We start from the raw sequence: 16,512 nt of genomic DNA, 5'->3' as shown, positions 1-16,512 counted from the left end.
ACCGTGGGTATTGGTGTTGTTGACCGTGTGTATTGGCTACAGGCTGATCGCCGCGCGTGATTGCGCATCGCAACAACACCCGCCCGATTTCGAACTGCGCATCGCAATGCAACGATTGGCGCGCAGCCCCCTCATATGTCTACAAGCAACATTTCACCACGACAGGGACTGAGCTTATGACGGCGCCGGACAACGATCATGTGAACTGGCTGGTTGAACAGTCGATGCTGCACGCGGCACGCCAGCGTGCGCGGCTCTATTCCGGGCACGGGCGCCTGTGGCAACAGCCCTACGCACAAACCCGGCCACGGGATGCATCAGCGTTGTCGTCGGTGTGGTTCACCGCGTACCCGGCGTCGATCGTGACGCGCGAGGGCGGCACGGTGCTCGAGGCGCTGGGCGATGAAAGCCTGTGGCAGGCGCTGTCGAAGATCGGCATCCAGGGCATCCATAACGGCCCGCTGAAGATGTCCGGCGGCTTGAGCGGCACACGGCACACGCCGACCATCGACGGCAATTTCGATCGCATCAGTTTCCAGATCGACCCGCAACTGGGCAGCGAGGCGCAGTTGCAGGCGCTGACGCGCATGGCGGCTGCGCACAATGCGGTGATCATCGACGACGTGATCCCGTCCCACACCGGCAAAGGCGCCGACTTCCGCCTGGCCGAGATGGCCTACGAGGACTATCCCGGGCTGTACCACATGGTGGAGATCCGCGAAGAAGACTGGCCACTGCTGCCCGAGGTCGTCGACGGCCAGGATGCGCACAACCTCAGCCCGCTGCAGGTGGATGCACTCCGCGACAAGCACTACATCGTCGGCCAGTTGCAGCGGGTGATTTTCTTCGAGCCTGGGGTCAAGGAAACCGACTGGAGCGCCACGCCCGTGGTCATCGGCGTGGACGGCAAACCGCGCCGCTGGGTGTACCTGCATTACTTCAAGGCAGGCCAGCCGTCGTTGAACTGGCTGGACCCCAGTTTCGCCGCGCAGCAGATGATCATCGGCGACGCCTTGCATGCCATCGACGTAATGGGCGCGAAGATCCTGCGCCTCGACGCCAATGGTTTCCTTGGCGTGGAGCGCAAGGCCGACGGCACGGCCTGGTCGGAAAGCCATCCGCTGTCGATCACCGGCAACCAATTGCTCGGCGGCGCGATCCGCAAGGCCGGTGGTTTCAGTTTCCAGGAGCTGAACCTGACCGTGGACGACATTGCAGCGATGTCCCATGGCGGTGCGGACCTGTCCTACGATTTCATTACCCGGCCTGCCTACCAGCATGCCTTGCTGATGGGGGACACCGAGTTCCTGCGCCTGATGCTGCGCCAGATGCACAGCCTGGGCATCGACCCCGGTTCGTTGATCCATGCGCTGCAAAACCACGATGAACTGACCTTGGAACTGGTGCACTTCTGGACGTTGCATGCCCACGACAGTTTCGTTTACCAGGGCCAGACCTTTCCCGGCAACAGCTTGCGCGAACACATCCGCGAGCAGATGTATGAACGCCTGACGGGTGAACAGGCGCCGTACAACCTCAAGTTCGTCACCAATGGCGTGGCCTGCACCACGGCCAGCATCATCACGGCGGCGCTGGGGATTCGCGACTTGGCGGCGATCACGCCGCAGGATGTGGAGCAAATCCGTCAGATCCATCTGCTGCTGGTGATGTACAACGCCATGCAGCCGGGGGTGTTTGCCTTGTCCGGCTGGGATCTGGTGGGGGCGTTGCCGTTGCCGGCGGATGAGGTGGCGCATTTGATGGGCGATGGCGATACGCGCTGGATTCACCGTGGCGCCTACGACCTGGTGGACTTGAACCCCGCCGCCGAACAGTCGGCCGGGCACATGCCCCGTGCGCACAGCTTGTACGGCAGCCTGAACAGCCAATTGCAGGACCCTGAATCGTTTGCCTCGCAGTTGCAAAAAATCCTCGCGGTGCGCCGCGCGTACGACATTGCCGCGAGCCGCCAGATCCTGGTGCCGGATGTGCAGCACCCGGGGTTGCTGATCATGGTCCACGAACTGCCGGCGGGCAAAGGCACCCAGATCACCGCGCTCAACTTCAGCGCCACACCGCTAACCGAAACCCTGCGCCTGCCCGGCATTGCGCCAGGGCCGGTGGTGGACATTATCAATGAACGGGTCGAGGGGGATCTGACGCAGGAGGGTGAATTCACCATTACCCTGGATGCATACGAAGGCTTGGCCTTACGAATCGTCAGCACTACCCCCATGTAGTGAGCGGGCTTGCCCGCGCTGGGGGGCGCAGCCGCCCCAAACGGTACGCCGCGGTGCATCAGAAAGACCGAGGTGCCTGGATTTGGGGCGGCTGCGCCCCCCAGCGCGGGGCAAGTCCGCTCACTACAACAGGTCGCCCACACTCACACCTCTTCGCCCCCCGGCGCGGGCAAGCCCGCTCACTACGAGGTTTAGGGCCAGGGGGTTGGGGCGGGTTTGGGTTGTTTCCTGAAGTAGGCAGTGCGCAAGTAGCGCGCCAATCGCCAGATGCCGTAGGCAACCACCGCAGTCAACAGGCTACCGGCCACATAGCCAATCGTCAGGCCGATCTCGTACGAGCTCAGGTAGCCCCGGCGCCATAGCTGGATGGCATCCAGGATAGACCTGGGGGTTTGGACCCACACCAAGATGGATAAGCCATAAACCGGAATGGAGGCCAATAGACGTAGCCAGTAAACGGTCGTGCTCATCAGTGATTTCTTCCTTGGGGTGTGTAGCCGAACGCCGCATGTTAAGGCTTTTTTATGCCAAGTTCACCCCAGCGGCGCTGGCGTATTGTTCCCTGAGCGGCGTAGGGGCGGCTTACGCGTTGATCGGAATCGACAGTGTCGCCCGCAGGCCGCCTTCTGCTCGGTTAGCCAGCTCGATTCGCCCACCCAATCGGGTTGCGATGGTGTTGACGATGGTCAGCCCCAACCCCGCGCCCTTAGGGTTGCCCCGGTTGTAGAAGCGTTCGAACAACCGCGCCCGGTCCGCCTCATGGATACCTGGACCTTGATCGTCGACGCTCAAGTGGTAAAACCCGTCAGCCTGGGTCAGTTGCACAGTGATCACGCCATGTTCCGGGGAGAAGTTGGCAGCGTTGCTAATCAGGTTGTTCAGGGCGATATCGATGGCGATGGGATCGGAGAGGGTGTTGAAGGGGTGGTCGCTGACGTCAAAAGCCAGTTCCAGGTGCCTGCTCAGCAACCATGGCGTGAGCTGCACCAGGCTGTTGCGGACGGTTTCGCCGAGGTCGATGGGTTTGTAGGCGGGCGCGGTGGCCTGGGGTTCGAGTCGGGCCATGGTCAGCAATTGACTGACCAGGCGGCTGGTACGATCGACGCCGGCGATCAGAAATTCGAGTGACTCGTGGCGCTCCTGTTCGGTGCCGGCCTCCAGCAGGTTTTGCGCGTGAACCCGCAGTACCGCCAGGGGCGTGCGCATTTCGTGGGCGGCATCGGCAATGAAGCGCCGTTCACGCCCCAACACCTCCTGGATCTGCGCGAGCATGCGGTTGAGTGCGGTCTGCATCGGCTCCAGCTCGCTGGGCAGCGGCGTCAGTTGCAGCGGTTCAAGGGCGCCACTGTGCCGCGCGCGCAGGGTCGCGGCCATGTTGGCCAGGGGTTTGAGGCCCCAGCCGATGGCGAACCAGATCATTGTGGCAAGCACCAGGCTGCCGATCAGGTTCAGCCACAACGTATGGCGGACGATGCGACTGACCAGTTCCGCACGCACGTCATAGCGTTCGCCCGCCCAGATGCGCAAACCGTTCTGTTTATCCTCCAGGAGGAAGGACCGCCAGTGGTGCTTGTTCAGGTCTAGCGCATCACTGAAGCCGGGCTGGGCGGGTGGCGTGGAGAAGGAAGGTGCGCTGGCGGTGCGCACCAGGACTTCGCCTTGGGGGCTCCACACCTCAAAGGCGATCTTTCTTTCGTAGCGATGGCCATCACCCCGAGGCACGGCTTCAGCCAGCGCCGAGTTGAAGGCTTGATACAGGTTGGCGCGTTCCTGCCCGGCCAACGGCATGCGCATGACGCCTTGCAGCAGGCGCGCGTTCTGCGCCAATTGCGCGTCGTAGACCTCGGCGATTTCGTGGTTGCTGTCGTGCAGGCTGAAAAGGCTGAGCACTGCCAGGCCGGCAAGCATCAGGCCGATGACCAGGGTCAGGCTACGGCGGCGGATCGAGCTCATGGGCGCTCCTCCACCAGGTAGCCTACGCCGCGAATGGTACGGATCAGGTCGGCGCAAAATTTCTTGCGCAGGTGGTAGATGTGCACCTCCAGGGTGTTGCTTTCGGCTTCCTCGTTCCAGCCGTAGAGCAGCTGTGTCAGTTGATCGCGGGTCATGACCCGGCCCGGTGGCGACAGCAGCTCGTGCAGCAGTTGATACTCCTTGGGCGTGAGCACCACCGGCTGGCCGAGGTAGCTGACCTGCTGGGTGCCGGGGTTGAGGCTGATACCGGCGTGTTCGATCAGCATCTGCGCGCGCCCTGCACTGCGTCGCAGCAAGGCGCGCAGGCGGGCCTTGAGTTCGGCGAGGTCGAAGGGCTTGATCAGGTAGTCGTCGGCGCCGGCGTCCAGCCCTGCGATGCGGTCTTCGGTGGCATCACGGGCGGTGAGAATCAGCACCGGCAGGTTTGAACCGCTGTCACGCAGGCGGCGTAATACGTCGAGACCGTCCATGCGCGGCAGGCCGAGATCGAGTACCGCCAGGTCAAAGGTTTCACTGAGCAAGGCGTGCAGCGCGCTGGCGCCATCCTTGAGCCAGTCGACGGTATAGCCTTCGCGCCCCAGCGCCTGCTGAACGCCCTCGCCGAGGGCCACATCATCCTCGATCAGTAATAGACGCACACGGACTCCTTTGAGTCGGGATTGTTGTTCACGCCCACCGGCCATGGGCGTAACGCCGCTCCCAAGGGAGGCGGCGCGTGGAGTATCCGGGCCATTTCTTAACCAAGGCTGAAGGTAAAAAAAACCGACGTAACCGTCGATCTTCAGATTGTCTTAAGACTATCAGAGCAGGGTGGCAACCGACTCGAGACTGCCGAACGAATCGGCCGTCGCTTACGATCATCACGAGGCTATTATGACCCGCGACACCGCTGTCACCCGTTATGGAAAACTGTCGATCACTTTGCACTGGCTGATGCTGGTGTTGTTTGTCGGTGTCTATGCCTGCGTTGAAATCAAGGGCTTGCTGCCCCGAGGCAGCGAGGTGCGAAGCCTGTTCATGGGATTGCACGGGGTGTTTGGCGCGAGCATCTTCGTCTTGGTATGGGGTCGCCTGCTCGCACGCCTGTCGCCGCGCCCGCCGATCACGCCGACACCGCCGGCGTGGCAGACCGCACTCGCGCACCTGATGCACCTGGCCCTGTATATGTTGATGATCGTCACCCCGGTGCTGGCCTGGCTGATGCTCGCCGCCGGCGACAAAGCCTTTCCGTACTTCGGCTTTCATCTGCCGGCGCTGGTGGCGGTCGACCCCGACCTGGCCAAGCAGCTCAAGGGGTGGCACGAATGGCTTGGCAGTGCGGGTTATTGGCTGATCGGCCTGCACGCGGCGGCAGGGTTGCTGCATCACTATTGGGTGCGGGACAACACCCTGGACCGCATGCTGGGTGGGCGTGAGCGCTCTTAGTAGGGGCCTGGATGTTCAGTCCGACAGGGGTTGCGGTGAAACTACCCATACGCTGCACGGCATTTTGTACAACACCCGTTCCACCGTGCTGCCGATCAACTGGCTGATACCCCGGTGGCCAACCCGACCCATGACCACCATGTCGATGTCGTAGCTGGCGGCGTAGTTGCAGAGCACCTTGGCCGGGTTGCCCATGACCAGGTGCCGGCGTTCTTCTGGAATCCCGTTGCGTTCGGCCAGCGTGCGTAAAGCATCGGCCTGGGCATCCAACAGTGACTTGGCGGCACCTGAGGAGAAAAACGCCATGGCCTTATCGATGCCGAGTTCATTGGCGCTGCTCGATGACAGGTCATGGGCGTAGAGCACATCCAGCTCAGCATCGCAGGCGCTGGCCAGTTTCACCGCTTCGTGCAGGATTCTGTCGTTGAGGTCGGCGTATTGGCCGTCGCGGTGAAACGGGTCCACAGCGGCGAGGATCTTGCGCGGCAGGGCATGCTTGGCGTGGCTGACAAAATGCAGCGGCACCGGGCATTCGCGTAACAAGTGGATGTCCAGCGGCGTGAACATCAGGCGCGACATGAACGGCTCCGGGACCAAGGCCTTGATCAGCACCGCCATGGGCTGCTCCCTCAGATGAGTGAGAATTTCCTGCAGCGCTCGTTCCACCCAGACCACCTCGGTGGTGACGGGGATACCGATGTTGCGCAGTGGCCGTGCCTGGTCTTCCAACCATTGGCGATGACGTTCGACGTAGCCGATGCGCATCTGTTCCAGTGCCTGCTCGTTGACCATACCGGCTGTCGCCAGCCCGTCAAGGTAGTCGAAAGCCACAATATGCAGGGCCGCATCCGACGCCTTGGCGAGTGCCGCGGCCCGATCCAAGGCGGGGCTGTGTTCCATCAGCGGTGAGATGATCAGCATGAAACGCGGTTGTCCGGACATGGCGAAGCTCCCTTGGCAAGGTGTGTCGAGTCGATGCCAACAGGCTGCGCCTGGCGCGATCCGGGTGCTTGATCTTTGTCAAACAACGCATACCCGCATCCGGTGGCCTGACAGGTGGTCCACCCGGCGGTACGTCACGCTTTATTGATCATTATCAAACCCGGGCCACGCAGTCCGGTGCAGCCTGGGCCAAGCGTCGAACCCACCAGGAGAAGGTAATGGCCACTATGAAAGCGGCGATATTCGTCGAAAACAATCGCATCGTGCTCGAAGACAAGCCGATTCCGGAAGTCGGCCCGCTGGACGCATTGATTCGAATAACCACCACCACCATCTGCGGTACGGATGTGCATATCCTGCGAGGCGAATACCCGGTGGCCAAGGGCCTGACGGTGGGTCACGAGCCGGTGGGCATCATCGAGCGGCTGGGGTCCCAGGTGCGTGGGTTTGTGGAAGGGCAGCGCGTGATTGCCGGCGCCATCACCCCCAGCGGCCAGAGTTACGCCTGCCTGTGTGGCTGTGGTTCCCAGGATGGCCCGGATACTCGCCATGGTTTTCGGGCTATCGGCGGCTGGAAGTTCGGCAACACCATCGACGGCTGCCAGGCTGAATATGTGCTGGTGCCTGATGCGTTGGCCAACCTGTGCCCGATTCCCGACGGCCTGAGTGATGAACAGGTGCTTATGTGCCCGGACATCATGTCCACCGGCTTTTCCGGCGCCGAGCGCGGTGAAGTGAAGATCGGCGATACCGTAGCCGTATTTGCCCTGGGGCCGATTGGCTTGTGTGCAATTGCCGGTGCCCGGCTCAAAGGCGCCAGCACCATCATAGGTGTGGATGCCGTGGCCGAGCGCATGACGGTGGCGCGTGGATTGGGGGCTACCCATGTGGTCAACTTCAAGGACGGCGATGTGGTCGAACAGATCATGGCCCTGACCGACGGGCGCGGGGTGGATGTGTCGATCGAAGCGCTCGGTACCCAGGGCACCTTTGAATCGGCGTTGCGCGTGTTGCGTCCCGGTGGTCGCCTGTCGAGCCTGGGCGTGTATTCCAAAGACCTGCACATACCGCTCGATGCCTTTGCGGCAGGGCTGGGCGATTACAGCATCGTTACGACGCTGTGCCCTGGCGGCAAGGAACGTATGCGCCGCTTGATGGCCGTCGTGCGTAGCGGGTTGGTGGATCTGTCGCCGCTGGTCACTCACCGATTCCGTCTCGACGACATTGAAGCGGCCTACGACCTGTTTGCACACCAGCGGGACGGGGTCATGAAAGTTGCAATCACGCCGTGAACCGGGGGCGTGGCATCGACGTGCGGTTCACTCGATTGCGTCGTTGAGTGAGCCGCATCGGCTGTCAGCGCAGATGATGGCAGCCTGTGATCAGTTGTCTGAGCCCCTCCATATTCTGGATATTGACCTCGCGCCCGCTTATTTCCACCAGTCCCAGTTCACGCAGGTGAGCGATGCTCCGGCAGATGGTTTCGAGGCGCAGGCCCAGGTAGGAGCCGATGTCCTCCCGATACATTTTCAGCACAAAATGGCTGGACGAGTACCCGCGCATACTCAAGCGTTGCGACAGGTTCAGCAGAAAAGCGCCGAGGCGTTCATCTGAACTCATGTTGCCCAGCATCATCAGCACCTCGTGATCGCGAACGATTTCGCGGCTGAAGATCTTGTTCAGGTTTTGTTGCAGCGAAGGCAGGTCCCGCGCGAGTCGCTCCAGATGCCGGTAATGAATAGGGCAGACCTCACTGTCCTCCAAGGCAAAGGCATTTCCGGCGTGTGCACCACTGCTGATGGCATCCAGGCCGAGCATCTCGCCGCAAATCTGGAAGCCCGTGACCTGCTCGCGACCATCAACCGTGAGTACGGTGGTTTTGAAGGAGCCGATGCGCACTGCGTACAGCGCACTGAATGGATCGCTGGTGCGATACAGTGCATTGCCTTTTTTGACCTTGATGCGCTGCAAGATCATTTGGTCCAGGCGTTCGACCTCTTGCCCTGTAAGCCCGAGCGGCAGGCACAACTCCAGCACGCCGCAATTGGCGCAGGCCGCCTTGACGGAGCGGCGCTGATAGTTGACTTCAGACATGGCTGACCTTGCGCCCTCCCTGTAAAAGTCAGTTAAGAGTAGCGGCGCAAAAGTTTATACGTTCGTTTGGTTCAATTTAATTCAATAAAAAGCGACGAACGGTCCTCCGGTGATGACGTGAACCCTGTCATCAAAGAAAACCCCTGTCGTTATTCCGGCAGGGGCAAGTGGGCCAAGCCTCAGTCGGCCTTGATGGGTACGACCTTGTCCGCCTTCATGGCTTCGGGCTTCTTGGGCAACGAGATGTTCAGTACGCCATTGCTGAAGCTGGCTTCGATCTTCTCGGCATCCACGCCTTTGGGCAGGCTGAATACCCGTTCAAAGGCGCCGTAGTGACGCTCGCTGAGGTGGTAGCCTTTGTTTTTTTCAACCTTCTGCGCTTTCTTTTCCCCCTTAATGATCAGGTTGCCGTTGGACAGCTTGAGCTCGATGCTCTTCTGATCCATGCCGGGCAGTTCGGCGCTGATTTCAAAGCTTTTGTCCTTCTCGGTGATGTCCACGGCGGGCCGGCGCTGGCCGATCCGTTCGTGCCGCCACAGCGGTTCGAGATCAAACAAACCGCGACTGAAGGGCGACAGCCCTGAACCGCGATTGAAATCGTCAAACAGGTGATCGACCTGCTGCCGGAGTTTTTCAAAGGGCTGCCACAGGTCTGACGACAAGGGATGCTGATTCGACTTGGCCTCGGTCGGGATCGGCATTTTTTTCTCGGAATTGCTCATCTTGACGACTCCTCTTGGGTGAAGGGCAGGCGGCACATTCCCGGTACGCCAGGCCGCCCTGAAAAAAACACGGTGTGAGCGCGCTCCTCACAAGGTCAGTGCCCCCGTCCACAACATGCGGCCGGCAAAGGCCGCGGCGGCCCAGATGATGATCAACAGGCCCGTTTCGGCGCCGTTGAGGGGTTGGCCCTGACGGGCTTTCATGCTGGCCAGATAAATCAATGAGCCTGGCGCGTACAGCAAGGCACTGAGCAGCATGTATTTGGGGCCGGCGGCATACAGCAGCCACACGCAATACACCGTGGCTACCAAGGCAATGCCCGCGTCACGGGCTCGCAGACCAGGATGGCCCTCGTACGTCAGGCCTTGCCAGGCCAGTTTCAAGGCATAGAGGCCGCTGAACAGGTACGGCAGCAGAATCATTGAGGTCGCCAGGGAAATCAGCGCGAGATAGCTGGCGCTTGAGTAAAGCGTGAGCAACAGAAACAGCTGAATGCAGCCGTTGGTGATCCACAGCGCATGGCTGGGCACACCGTGCACGTTTTCCGTTGCCAGCATCCCAGGCATGACGTTCTCTTTGGCCGGCGTGAAGACCGACTCGGCGGCCAACAGCGTCCAGGCGAGCAGTGCACCTCCCACCGAGATGATCAAGCCGATGCTGATCAACACCGCGCCCCAAGGGCCGGTCGCAGCCTCAAGCACACCGGCCATGGATGGGTTCTTCAAGGTCGCCAGTTCGGGTTGCTTGAGGATGCCCAGTGACAACAGGGACACCGCAATCAACAGCAACAAGGTGATGACGAACCCGATCACGGTGGCACGCCCGACATTTTTGCGTTCGGCCGCACGCGCCGAGAAAACGTTGGCCCCTTCGATCCCGATGAACACCCAAACGGTCACCAGCATGGTGCTTTTGACTTGATCGAGGGTGCTGCCCAAATCAGGCGAGCCCCAGAAGCCGACGGCGAAGGTTTCACGCCGGAAGGCCACGATCACCAGGCCGATGAACAGCAACAAGGGCACGATTTTGGCCAGCGTCGTCAGTGCATTGGCGCGGGCCGCGGTGCGCATGCCTCGTAAAATCATCCAATGCAGCGACCACAGCAGTATCGAGGCGCCGGCAACGGCGGCGGCGTTATTGCCTTCGCCGAACATCGGGAAGAAGTAACTCAAGGCTGCAAACAGAATCACCAGGTAGCTGACGTTGCCGATCCAGGCACTGATCCAGTAGCCCCAGGCGGAATTGAACCCGAGGAACTCGCCCCCCAAGACCCGGGCGTAGGCGAATACGCCGTTGTCCAGCGCCGGCTGGCGGTTGGACAAGGTTTGATAAACCAACGCCAACGAAAGCATGCCGATGCCGGTGATCACCCAACCTATCAGGATCGCTCCGGCACCCGCATGGGCGGCCATGTTCTGCGGCAGGCTGAAAATGCCGCTGCCAATCATCGAACCGATCACGAGGGCCACCAGCAGGCTCAGGGAGAGCCGCCGGGAGTCGGCTCTTTGCAAACTGCCTGCGATGGGTTGCCCTGCGGGAGGAAGGGTTGAGTGGGTGTCTTGCAGGTGCGTAGTCATAGAAGCCTCCACGAAACGAGGGTTTCTACACTCACCGCGTAGGGTGGTGTGAATGCTGGCTCCAATGTCCCCGTGAACCCTCAGCCATCGTTTGATTTAAGTCAGAAAGTGTAAACACGCCGTGTTTTCGGGCCGCCGCGACGCACGTCGTCATCCAGGGCGTGAGGGTGTCCCACCCGGATTGTTGATCATGATCAACTCCCGGCAACGTCGCCCGGCGCAGTCTGGATCAGCGGGAGAGCCTTGCAGCAAACGTCTTGGGCGCCCTGAATATGGGCCAGACACGAGCATCAGCCGGAGGTGAATGTTGATAACCAGGACGCCGCGCAGACGGTTTTCGGCCAATGCCACGCCCGGCCCGACGCAACCGCCGGGGTTGCGCCGCCATGCATGAAACACCGGGGCTGGCGGGCGCCGCCGCGGCGCTGGGGATCGGGCTGTTGATCGGTCTTGAGCGTGAACGGCATAAAGGTCGGGGCGACAGCCGTGCCTGTGCCGGGTTGCGCACGTTTGCGATCACAGCTTTGCTGGGTTACGTGGCGATGCAGGTTGGCGGAGCGCTATTGCTGGGGATCATGGGCGGCTGCCTGGCATTGCTGGTCAGTGTGGCCTATTGGCGCAGCCTGGGCAGCGATCCGGGCGTGACCAGCGAAGTGGCCTTGCTCACTGTGTTGTTACTTGGCGCACTGTGCGGTACAGCACCGGAACAGGCGATTGCCATTGGCGTGGTGATGGCTGGGTTGCTGGCTTACCGAGAGAAACTCCATCACTTTGCCCGTAGCCAGTTGACCGAAGCCGAGATGCGCGACGGCCTGGTGTTGCTGATCGCTGCGCTGGTGGTGTTGCCGCTGACCCCTGATCGCTTCATCGGTCCCTACTCGGCGCTCAACTTGCGCACCCTGTGCACATTGACCGTGATGCTGATGGCGGTGGGGGCCATTGGCCATATCGCCGTGCGCACGTTGGGTGTTCGCTACGGCTATGTCGTCAGCGCCATCGCCTCCGGCTTTGCTTCCAGCACCATGACCATCGCGGCGATGGGGCACATTGCGCGCAAAGAGCCGGATAACCTCAAGGTATTGAGTGCGGCGGCCATTCTGTCGAATCTGGCCACGGTGGCCCAGGTTGCGCTGATCCTCGGCGCGGTCGATACCGCCTTGTTGCCGTACGTGTGGGGGCCGCTGCTGGCCGGGCTTGGCGTCACGCTGCTGTTCAGCGCTTGCCTGCTCTTCCCGAAAACCGCGGGTATCGCCAGCCGGCCGATCAAGGTCGGCGGTGCGTTCAACCTCAAACTTGCGCTGGCGGTCACGTTGACCATGGCCGGAATGACGTTTTTATCGTCACTGATGCTTGATCGTTTTGGTCAGGCGGGCGTGATGCTCACGGCCATCTTCAGCGGCTTCGCCGACGCCCATTCGTCCACGGCCTCGATTGCCTCGCTGGCCAAAGGCGGGCACCTGGCCTATAGCGCCGTTGCCCCGCCCGTGCTGTTGGCGGTCAGCAGCAATGCGCTGAGCAAATGCCTGTTGGCCTGGATCAGCGGTGGGCGACGCTTTGCCACGTATGTCATCCCCGGGCAGATTCTGCTGACCTCGGCCATGTGGGTCGCGCTGCTGGTGCATTGAACGATGATTTGCCCGATGACTGACAAAGATCAAGTGGGTCGTCGGGCGAGGGGATCAGCCTTGGAGTATTCCCAGCCATCGCTCAAGTGCCGAGGTGCACCATGTCACAGATACCGCGTTTACTCTTGATCGCCCCGTCAGCCATGACCCATACGCCGGCCTTCGAACGTGCAGCGGCGTTGGCGCAAGCCTTGCGACAACCCCTGCATATCGTGGCGTTTGATTATTTACAGGCGCTGGCGGTGGCCGACCTGTTCGCGCCCGAACAGATCGCCGCGGTCCGCGATGCGTATCTGGAAAAGCACCGCCACTGGCTTGAAGAACAGGCGAGCCGGATGCGCGAATACGGTGTCACGGTCACCAGCGAGGTGGTGTGGGTGCGCGATCCGTATGCGGAGATCCTGCACTTCATCAAGGAAATGCCGCTGACGATGATCATCAAGGATGCCCGCGAGGAGTCGGTGCTGAAACGGGTGTTCTACACCCCACTGGACTGGCAACTGTTGCGGGATTGCCCGGTCCCGGTGCACCTGGTGACCAACGCCCAGAACCCGCACCCCCGTCGTATCCTGGCGATCATTGATGTGTTGCGCAGCGAAGACCAGGACCTGGTATTCAACGATCAGATTCTCGCCGCCGCGTCGAAACTGGCCGAGGTCTGCAATGCTCAGGTTGAAGTGCTGCATGCGTACGACTGGACGGCTGCGTACACGATGGACATGGGCTTCGGCGCCTTACCCCTGGCCACCGGCATTTACGAAGCCGAGGGCGTGGCACAGCGTGAAGCGTTCGCGGCGATAGCCGAGCGCCATGGCGTTGCGGCCGACTGCCGTCACTTCATCGAGGGTGTGCCGGTGCCGGTCATTTGCCAATTCGTCGAACAACACCAAGTCGATGTAATTGTGGCGGGTACGGTGCAACACAAAGGGCTGAGCAAACTGTTGGGCACCACTGCCGAACAGCTCCTGCACCGTGCGCCTTGTAGCCTGTTGGCGATCAAGCCGGGCCGGGGGCTATAGCGGCCGCAGCCGGCGAGCGCCCCGACGCTCGTCGGGGCCAGACGTTACAAGCGTAGGCTGTGAATCACCTGGTGGGGGTCTGCAGGATCAGCGTGCCGCGCAAAGCCCAGCGCCTGGGCCAGGTCGCGCATGGGCGCATTGCTGGCGGCATCGACTGAATACATCCGGCGCATACCATTGTTGTGCGCCGCCTTGATCAGGTGCTTCATCAGCAACGTCCCCAACCCCAGATGCGTCCATTCATCCGCGACGGTCACGGCACACTCACATTCATGCTCGCCGGTGGCGGCATAGCGGCTTACACCGATCTCGATCAGTTGACCATTGTCATGCACCAACGCCACGTAGGCCATGCGCAGCCGGTTATCGGTGTCCATCAATTGATTAAGCAAGGTCCCGGACGGCTCGCTGATCTGCCCCAGAAAACGCATGTGCCGCGATTCGGGCGACAAGTGTTTGATGAAAGCGTATTCACGCTCCCGATCCTTTTCGCTCAAGGGCCTGATCAGCACGTGGCGGCCGTCCGTGAGCGCTTCAATCCAGTGTTGGCCGGTGCTCGTGGCATAGATCGTGGCGGCCCGTTCGTTGTGCTCTTTGACGCTAAGCATGAGTAAACCCTCTGTTCGGTTAAAACACGGGCGCGCACAGCACACCCTGCAGACGCTTCTTTTGTACGCCACCGGCGGGGCAAGAATCTGATCTGAATCAGAGATACGGCCTTCTTACGCCAAGTTCAGCCCAACAGGGCTGGCGTGATGATGGCAGTGCGGCGTATAAAGTTGCCCTGCAGGGCCCAGAAACAAATTGAAATATCCGCAGCAGCTCTTCCAGTCGCAACCGAGTACTCAGCATGATCGTCAATGTCGCCACTGTTCCAAGCGCAGTCCCTACCACGCCAGCGGCCACCAGTCCCGCGAGCGCAGACACGACTGCCGAGTCGTCGAGCAGCACCACCGCGACTACCGCCACCAGTGCCAGCAAACGCGCAACTGCTGCAGGTGGCGGGGCTTCCGGCAGTTCATCGACGCAAACGTCCGACACCGTCAAACAACTGAAAAAACAGATTGAACAGTTGCAAAAGCAACTTCAGGCCCAGCAGCAGGCGCTGCAAAAAGCCCAGTCCGCCAAGCTAAGTGAAGAGGCCAAGGCAGCTGCGGTTGCCGCGGCCCAGGTGCAGATTGCTGCGACGACGGCGGCATTGCAGACCGCTACCGCAGCGTTGTTGCAGGCAGTGACCGCTGAGGGTAGCGACACGTCGGGTACGTTGGTCAGTACCACCGCCTGAGGCTGGATTTCATCAGAGTGCTCGGCCCAGCGGTCTTAACGCACGCCGTAAAAGTGGTTCAGCACTAACAACTCAACCACCGCCACCATCGTGCAAACCACCAGGAAGCCCGGGGTGAACACCCGCTTGCGATTGGACGTGTAGCCGTCCGGCCAGATCGCCCCCGTGAAGCAGGTAAACAGGAGCACGCAGGCCAGGAGTGCATAGGTCCACGCCTTGCTCGATGTGCCTTGTTTTCGCCATTGTGTCATCCGGGGGCTCCGTCGCTCGGGGGGCGTAGCTTAACGCTTTCGGGGTAACAACAGCGGGTTATCGTCACCGGCTGCCTCGCAACCTAGACTTCGTGCACGTTCCCCACTCCTCAAATGAGCGCGCGTGCGTACGCGGGTCTGGAGCAAGGTCAAAAGTGGGACGTAAGGTTGATCACCTGGGAACAGACGCAACGGCAGAAGCGCGATGACCGGAGTTCTTGGCGGGAAGAGCAGTGTTGCGCAGGTAGCGTGCTGGAGAGGTGCCCAGGGTTTTACGAAACATGGAGATAAACGAGCTGACTGACTCGTAGCCGAGGGCTTCGGCCGTCCTCTGTACCGACAACCCCTCGGCCAGGCTTTGCAGCGCGACAATGATCTGCCACTGCTTGCGCCACTGGCCGAAGGTCAGGCCCGTTTCGCCTTTTACCAGGCGCGACAGCGAGCGTTCACTCATGGCCACATGGTGCGCCCAGCTCGCCATGGTGGCGCGGTTGGCTGGGTCTTGCGCCAGCGCCCGAGCGATTGTGCGAAGCGCGGTTGATGCCGGCAACGGCAGGTACAGCTGTTCGGTGGGGGCCAGCTCAAGCTCTTCCAGCAACACGTTGGCCAGCCGCGCAGTGCGCGAGTGTGGAGGGTAATTCTGGGCCTGGTCGCTGAGGTGGAGGATCAGCTCGAGGATCAGGGGCGACAGCGCCAGCGTACAGCAGTGGTCTGGCAGTAACGCAACGCCGGGCTCTACGAACAGAAAGCACACCTGCCCGTTGGCCGTCACACGGTTGCTGTGGGCCACGCCCCCTGGTATCCACACGCCAAAACCCGACGGGACCATCCACACGCCGTCCTCGCCCGTACACACAATGCCACCGCCATACGCCACGACCAGTTGCCCCTTGCGGTGCTTGTGTACCGCGGACTCACTGTCGTTGCGTTGTGTTTCCAGCCTCAGTGCGACGGCAGGTTGAACAAGCGTGTCGTACTCGAACTGATCGACGTGTAAAGGATGGATTTCGGCCATGGCATGCAATCGTGAGGTTGTCTGGATTTGATTATATTCTGGCAGTCTACTCAATATCGGCAGTGGTGGTAATTGCTTAGCATCATCAACAAGCCCCCTGTAGGAAGGGGAGATGCTACAGCCCCTTGAACCCGGTATTTGCCATGTTTAGCGAAGTCTCCATCGCCAACCTGTATTTCCCACCTTTGTTGATCTACCTGGGCGTGTCGGTCCTGGCCTACACGCTTATCGAGAACCTGACCCGCTGCTGGCTGGATTGGGCCTGGCACCCGGCACTGGCGCGTTTTTTTGTCTCGCTCATCGTCCTGTCGACGATGGTCGTCAATTGTTGAGTGGGGCAGG

17 protein-coding genes are annotated in these 16,512 nt (G+C 61.1%); 7 read left to right on the top strand and 10 right to left on the bottom strand.

Going from position 1 to position 16,512, the window contains the following annotated elements; translation table 11 throughout:
* Positions 1-176: 176 nt before the first annotated feature.
* The gene (treS, locus tag PSH81_RS14280; RefSeq protein WP_305390887.1) at positions 177-2,240 is read left to right on the top strand and encodes a maltose alpha-D-glucosyltransferase; all 2,064 of its coding nucleotides are present in this window, start codon (positions 177-179) and stop codon (positions 2,238-2,240) included.
* A gap of 191 nt (positions 2,241-2,431) precedes the next feature.
* Here the strand turns inward: treS and PSH81_RS14275 are convergent, their stop codons facing one another.
* The 3 genes from PSH81_RS14275 to PSH81_RS14265 all read right to left on the bottom strand — a co-directional run bounded on the left by PSH81_RS14275 (position 2,432) and on the right by PSH81_RS14265 (position 4,852).
* Complete coding sequence (locus PSH81_RS14275; RefSeq protein WP_305390886.1) at positions 2,432-2,710, bottom strand: hypothetical protein; 279 nt, start codon at positions 2,708-2,710, stop codon at positions 2,432-2,434.
* Positions 2,711-2,822: 112 nt separating this feature from the next.
* Positions 2,823-4,193 (bottom strand): ATP-binding protein, encoded by a 1,371-nt coding sequence (locus PSH81_RS14270; protein WP_226456900.1) that lies wholly within the window; start codon positions 4,191-4,193, stop codon positions 2,823-2,825.
* Positions 4,190-4,852, bottom strand: coding sequence for a response regulator (locus PSH81_RS14265; RefSeq protein ID WP_192299963.1), 663 nt, complete (start codon positions 4,850-4,852; stop codon positions 4,190-4,192). Before PSH81_RS14265 ends, PSH81_RS14270 begins: the two co-directional genes overlap by 4 nt.
* Positions 4,853-5,087: 235 nt before the next feature.
* Here PSH81_RS14265 and PSH81_RS14260 point away from each other — a divergent pair, with 235 nt between their 5' ends.
* Positions 5,088-5,639 carry a cytochrome b gene (locus PSH81_RS14260; RefSeq protein ID WP_305390885.1) on the top strand — a complete coding sequence of 184 codons (552 nt, stop codon included), beginning with the start codon at positions 5,088-5,090 and terminating at the stop codon, positions 5,637-5,639.
* Between the two features lie 15 nt (positions 5,640-5,654).
* On the opposite strand, the gene PSH81_RS14255 is transcribed toward PSH81_RS14260, so the two are convergent.
* Positions 5,655-6,581 (bottom strand): universal stress protein, encoded by a 927-nt coding sequence (locus PSH81_RS14255; protein WP_305390884.1) that lies wholly within the window; start codon positions 6,579-6,581, stop codon positions 5,655-5,657.
* A 218-nt stretch (positions 6,582-6,799) separates the two neighbouring features.
* Between PSH81_RS14255 and PSH81_RS14250 the strand changes: the two genes are divergently transcribed.
* Entirely contained in the window at positions 6,800-7,873 is a 1,074-nt protein-coding gene (locus PSH81_RS14250) for an NAD(P)-dependent alcohol dehydrogenase (protein WP_226456897.1), read from the top strand.
* Between the two features lie 64 nt (positions 7,874-7,937).
* Here PSH81_RS14250 and PSH81_RS14245 read toward each other — a convergent pair whose 3' ends face one another.
* The 3 genes from PSH81_RS14245 to arcD form a co-directional block, all read right to left on the bottom strand.
* The gene (locus PSH81_RS14245) at positions 7,938-8,675 is read right to left on the bottom strand and encodes a helix-turn-helix domain-containing protein (RefSeq protein ID WP_305390883.1); all 738 of its coding nucleotides are present in this window, start codon (positions 8,673-8,675) and stop codon (positions 7,938-7,940) included.
* 179 nt (positions 8,676-8,854) lie between these two features.
* On the bottom strand, positions 8,855-9,397 hold the full coding sequence (locus PSH81_RS14240; protein WP_226456895.1) for an Hsp20/alpha crystallin family protein: 543 nt from the start codon (positions 9,395-9,397) through the stop codon (positions 8,855-8,857).
* Positions 9,398-9,484: 87 nt separating this feature from the next.
* A complete protein-coding gene (gene arcD, locus PSH81_RS14235; protein ID WP_226456894.1) occupies positions 9,485-10,975 on the bottom strand; it encodes an arginine-ornithine antiporter in 1,491 nt (496 codons plus the stop codon).
* Positions 10,976-11,361: 386 nt separating this feature from the next.
* Here arcD and PSH81_RS14230 point away from each other — a divergent pair, with 386 nt between their 5' ends.
* Together PSH81_RS14230 and PSH81_RS14225 are read left to right on the top strand one after the other, a co-directional pair.
* Positions 11,362-12,600: a DUF4010 domain-containing protein gene (locus tag PSH81_RS14230; protein WP_305392777.1), complete on the top strand. Its 1,239-nt coding sequence runs from the start codon at positions 11,362-11,364 to the stop codon at positions 12,598-12,600.
* A gap of 101 nt (positions 12,601-12,701) precedes the next feature.
* Positions 12,702-13,619: a universal stress protein gene (locus PSH81_RS14225; RefSeq protein ID WP_226456893.1), complete on the top strand. Its 918-nt coding sequence runs from the start codon at positions 12,702-12,704 to the stop codon at positions 13,617-13,619.
* Positions 13,620-13,663: 44 nt separating this feature from the next.
* Here the strand turns inward: PSH81_RS14225 and PSH81_RS14220 are convergent, their stop codons facing one another.
* Positions 13,664-14,227 (bottom strand): GNAT family N-acetyltransferase, encoded by a 564-nt coding sequence (locus PSH81_RS14220; protein WP_226456892.1) that lies wholly within the window; start codon positions 14,225-14,227, stop codon positions 13,664-13,666.
* 242 nt (positions 14,228-14,469) lie between these two features.
* Between PSH81_RS14220 and PSH81_RS14215 the strand changes: the two genes are divergently transcribed.
* Positions 14,470-14,904 carry a hypothetical protein gene (locus PSH81_RS14215; protein ID WP_226456891.1) on the top strand — a complete coding sequence of 145 codons (435 nt, stop codon included), beginning with the start codon at positions 14,470-14,472 and terminating at the stop codon, positions 14,902-14,904.
* A 35-nt stretch (positions 14,905-14,939) separates the two neighbouring features.
* On the opposite strand, the gene PSH81_RS14210 is transcribed toward PSH81_RS14215, so the two are convergent.
* Together PSH81_RS14210 and PSH81_RS14205 are read right to left on the bottom strand one after the other, a co-directional pair.
* Positions 14,940-15,155: a hypothetical protein gene (locus PSH81_RS14210; RefSeq protein ID WP_226456890.1), complete on the bottom strand. Its 216-nt coding sequence runs from the start codon at positions 15,153-15,155 to the stop codon at positions 14,940-14,942.
* Between the two features lie 172 nt (positions 15,156-15,327).
* Positions 15,328-16,170: a helix-turn-helix domain-containing protein gene (locus tag PSH81_RS14205; protein ID WP_305390882.1), complete on the bottom strand. Its 843-nt coding sequence runs from the start codon at positions 16,168-16,170 to the stop codon at positions 15,328-15,330.
* Between the two features lie 143 nt (positions 16,171-16,313).
* On the opposite strand from PSH81_RS14205, the gene PSH81_RS14200 reads away from it, so the two are divergent.
* Positions 16,314-16,502 carry a DUF1656 domain-containing protein gene (locus PSH81_RS14200; protein WP_305390880.1) on the top strand — a complete coding sequence of 63 codons (189 nt, stop codon included), beginning with the start codon at positions 16,314-16,316 and terminating at the stop codon, positions 16,500-16,502.
* The last annotated feature ends 10 nt before the right edge of the window (positions 16,503-16,512 follow it).

The organism is Pseudomonas sp. FP2335 (assembly GCF_030687535.1).
Classification (GTDB): domain Bacteria; phylum Pseudomonadota; class Gammaproteobacteria; order Pseudomonadales; family Pseudomonadaceae; genus Aquipseudomonas.
This window is presented reverse-complemented; position numbering and strand designations above follow the sequence as displayed.

Coding starts and splice junctions, on each gene's coding strand:
- treS (WP_305390887.1), top strand. CDS start 177: ATGACGGCGCCGGACAACGATCATGTGAACTGGCTGGTTGAACAGTCG.
- PSH81_RS14275 (WP_305390886.1), bottom strand. CDS start 2,710: ATGAGCACGACCGTTTACTGGCTACGTCTATTGGCCTCCATTCCGGTT.
- PSH81_RS14270 (WP_226456900.1), bottom strand. CDS start 4,193: ATGAGCTCGATCCGCCGCCGTAGCCTGACCCTGGTCATCGGCCTGATG.
- PSH81_RS14260 (WP_305390885.1), top strand. CDS start 5,088: ATGACCCGCGACACCGCTGTCACCCGTTATGGAAAACTGTCGATCACT.
- PSH81_RS14255 (WP_305390884.1), bottom strand. CDS start 6,581: ATGTCCGGACAACCGCGTTTCATGCTGATCATCTCACCGCTGATGGAA.
- PSH81_RS14250 (WP_226456897.1), top strand. CDS start 6,800: ATGGCCACTATGAAAGCGGCGATATTCGTCGAAAACAATCGCATCGTG.
- PSH81_RS14245 (WP_305390883.1), bottom strand. CDS start 8,675: ATGTCTGAAGTCAACTATCAGCGCCGCTCCGTCAAGGCGGCCTGCGCC.
- PSH81_RS14240 (WP_226456895.1), bottom strand. CDS start 9,397: ATGAGCAATTCCGAGAAAAAAATGCCGATCCCGACCGAGGCCAAGTCG.
- arcD (WP_226456894.1), bottom strand. CDS start 10,975: ATGACTACGCACCTGCAAGACACCCACTCAACCCTTCCTCCCGCAGGG.
- PSH81_RS14230 (WP_305392777.1), top strand. CDS start 11,362: ATGCATGAAACACCGGGGCTGGCGGGCGCCGCCGCGGCGCTGGGGATC.
- PSH81_RS14225 (WP_226456893.1), top strand. CDS start 12,702: ATGTCACAGATACCGCGTTTACTCTTGATCGCCCCGTCAGCCATGACC.
- PSH81_RS14220 (WP_226456892.1), bottom strand. CDS start 14,227: ATGCTTAGCGTCAAAGAGCACAACGAACGGGCCGCCACGATCTATGCC.
- PSH81_RS14215 (WP_226456891.1), top strand. CDS start 14,470: ATGATCGTCAATGTCGCCACTGTTCCAAGCGCAGTCCCTACCACGCCA.
- PSH81_RS14210 (WP_226456890.1), bottom strand. CDS start 15,155: ATGACACAATGGCGAAAACAAGGCACATCGAGCAAGGCGTGGACCTAT.
- PSH81_RS14205 (WP_305390882.1), bottom strand. CDS start 16,170: ATGGCCGAAATCCATCCTTTACACGTCGATCAGTTCGAGTACGACACG.
- PSH81_RS14200 (WP_305390880.1), top strand. CDS start 16,314: ATGTTTAGCGAAGTCTCCATCGCCAACCTGTATTTCCCACCTTTGTTG.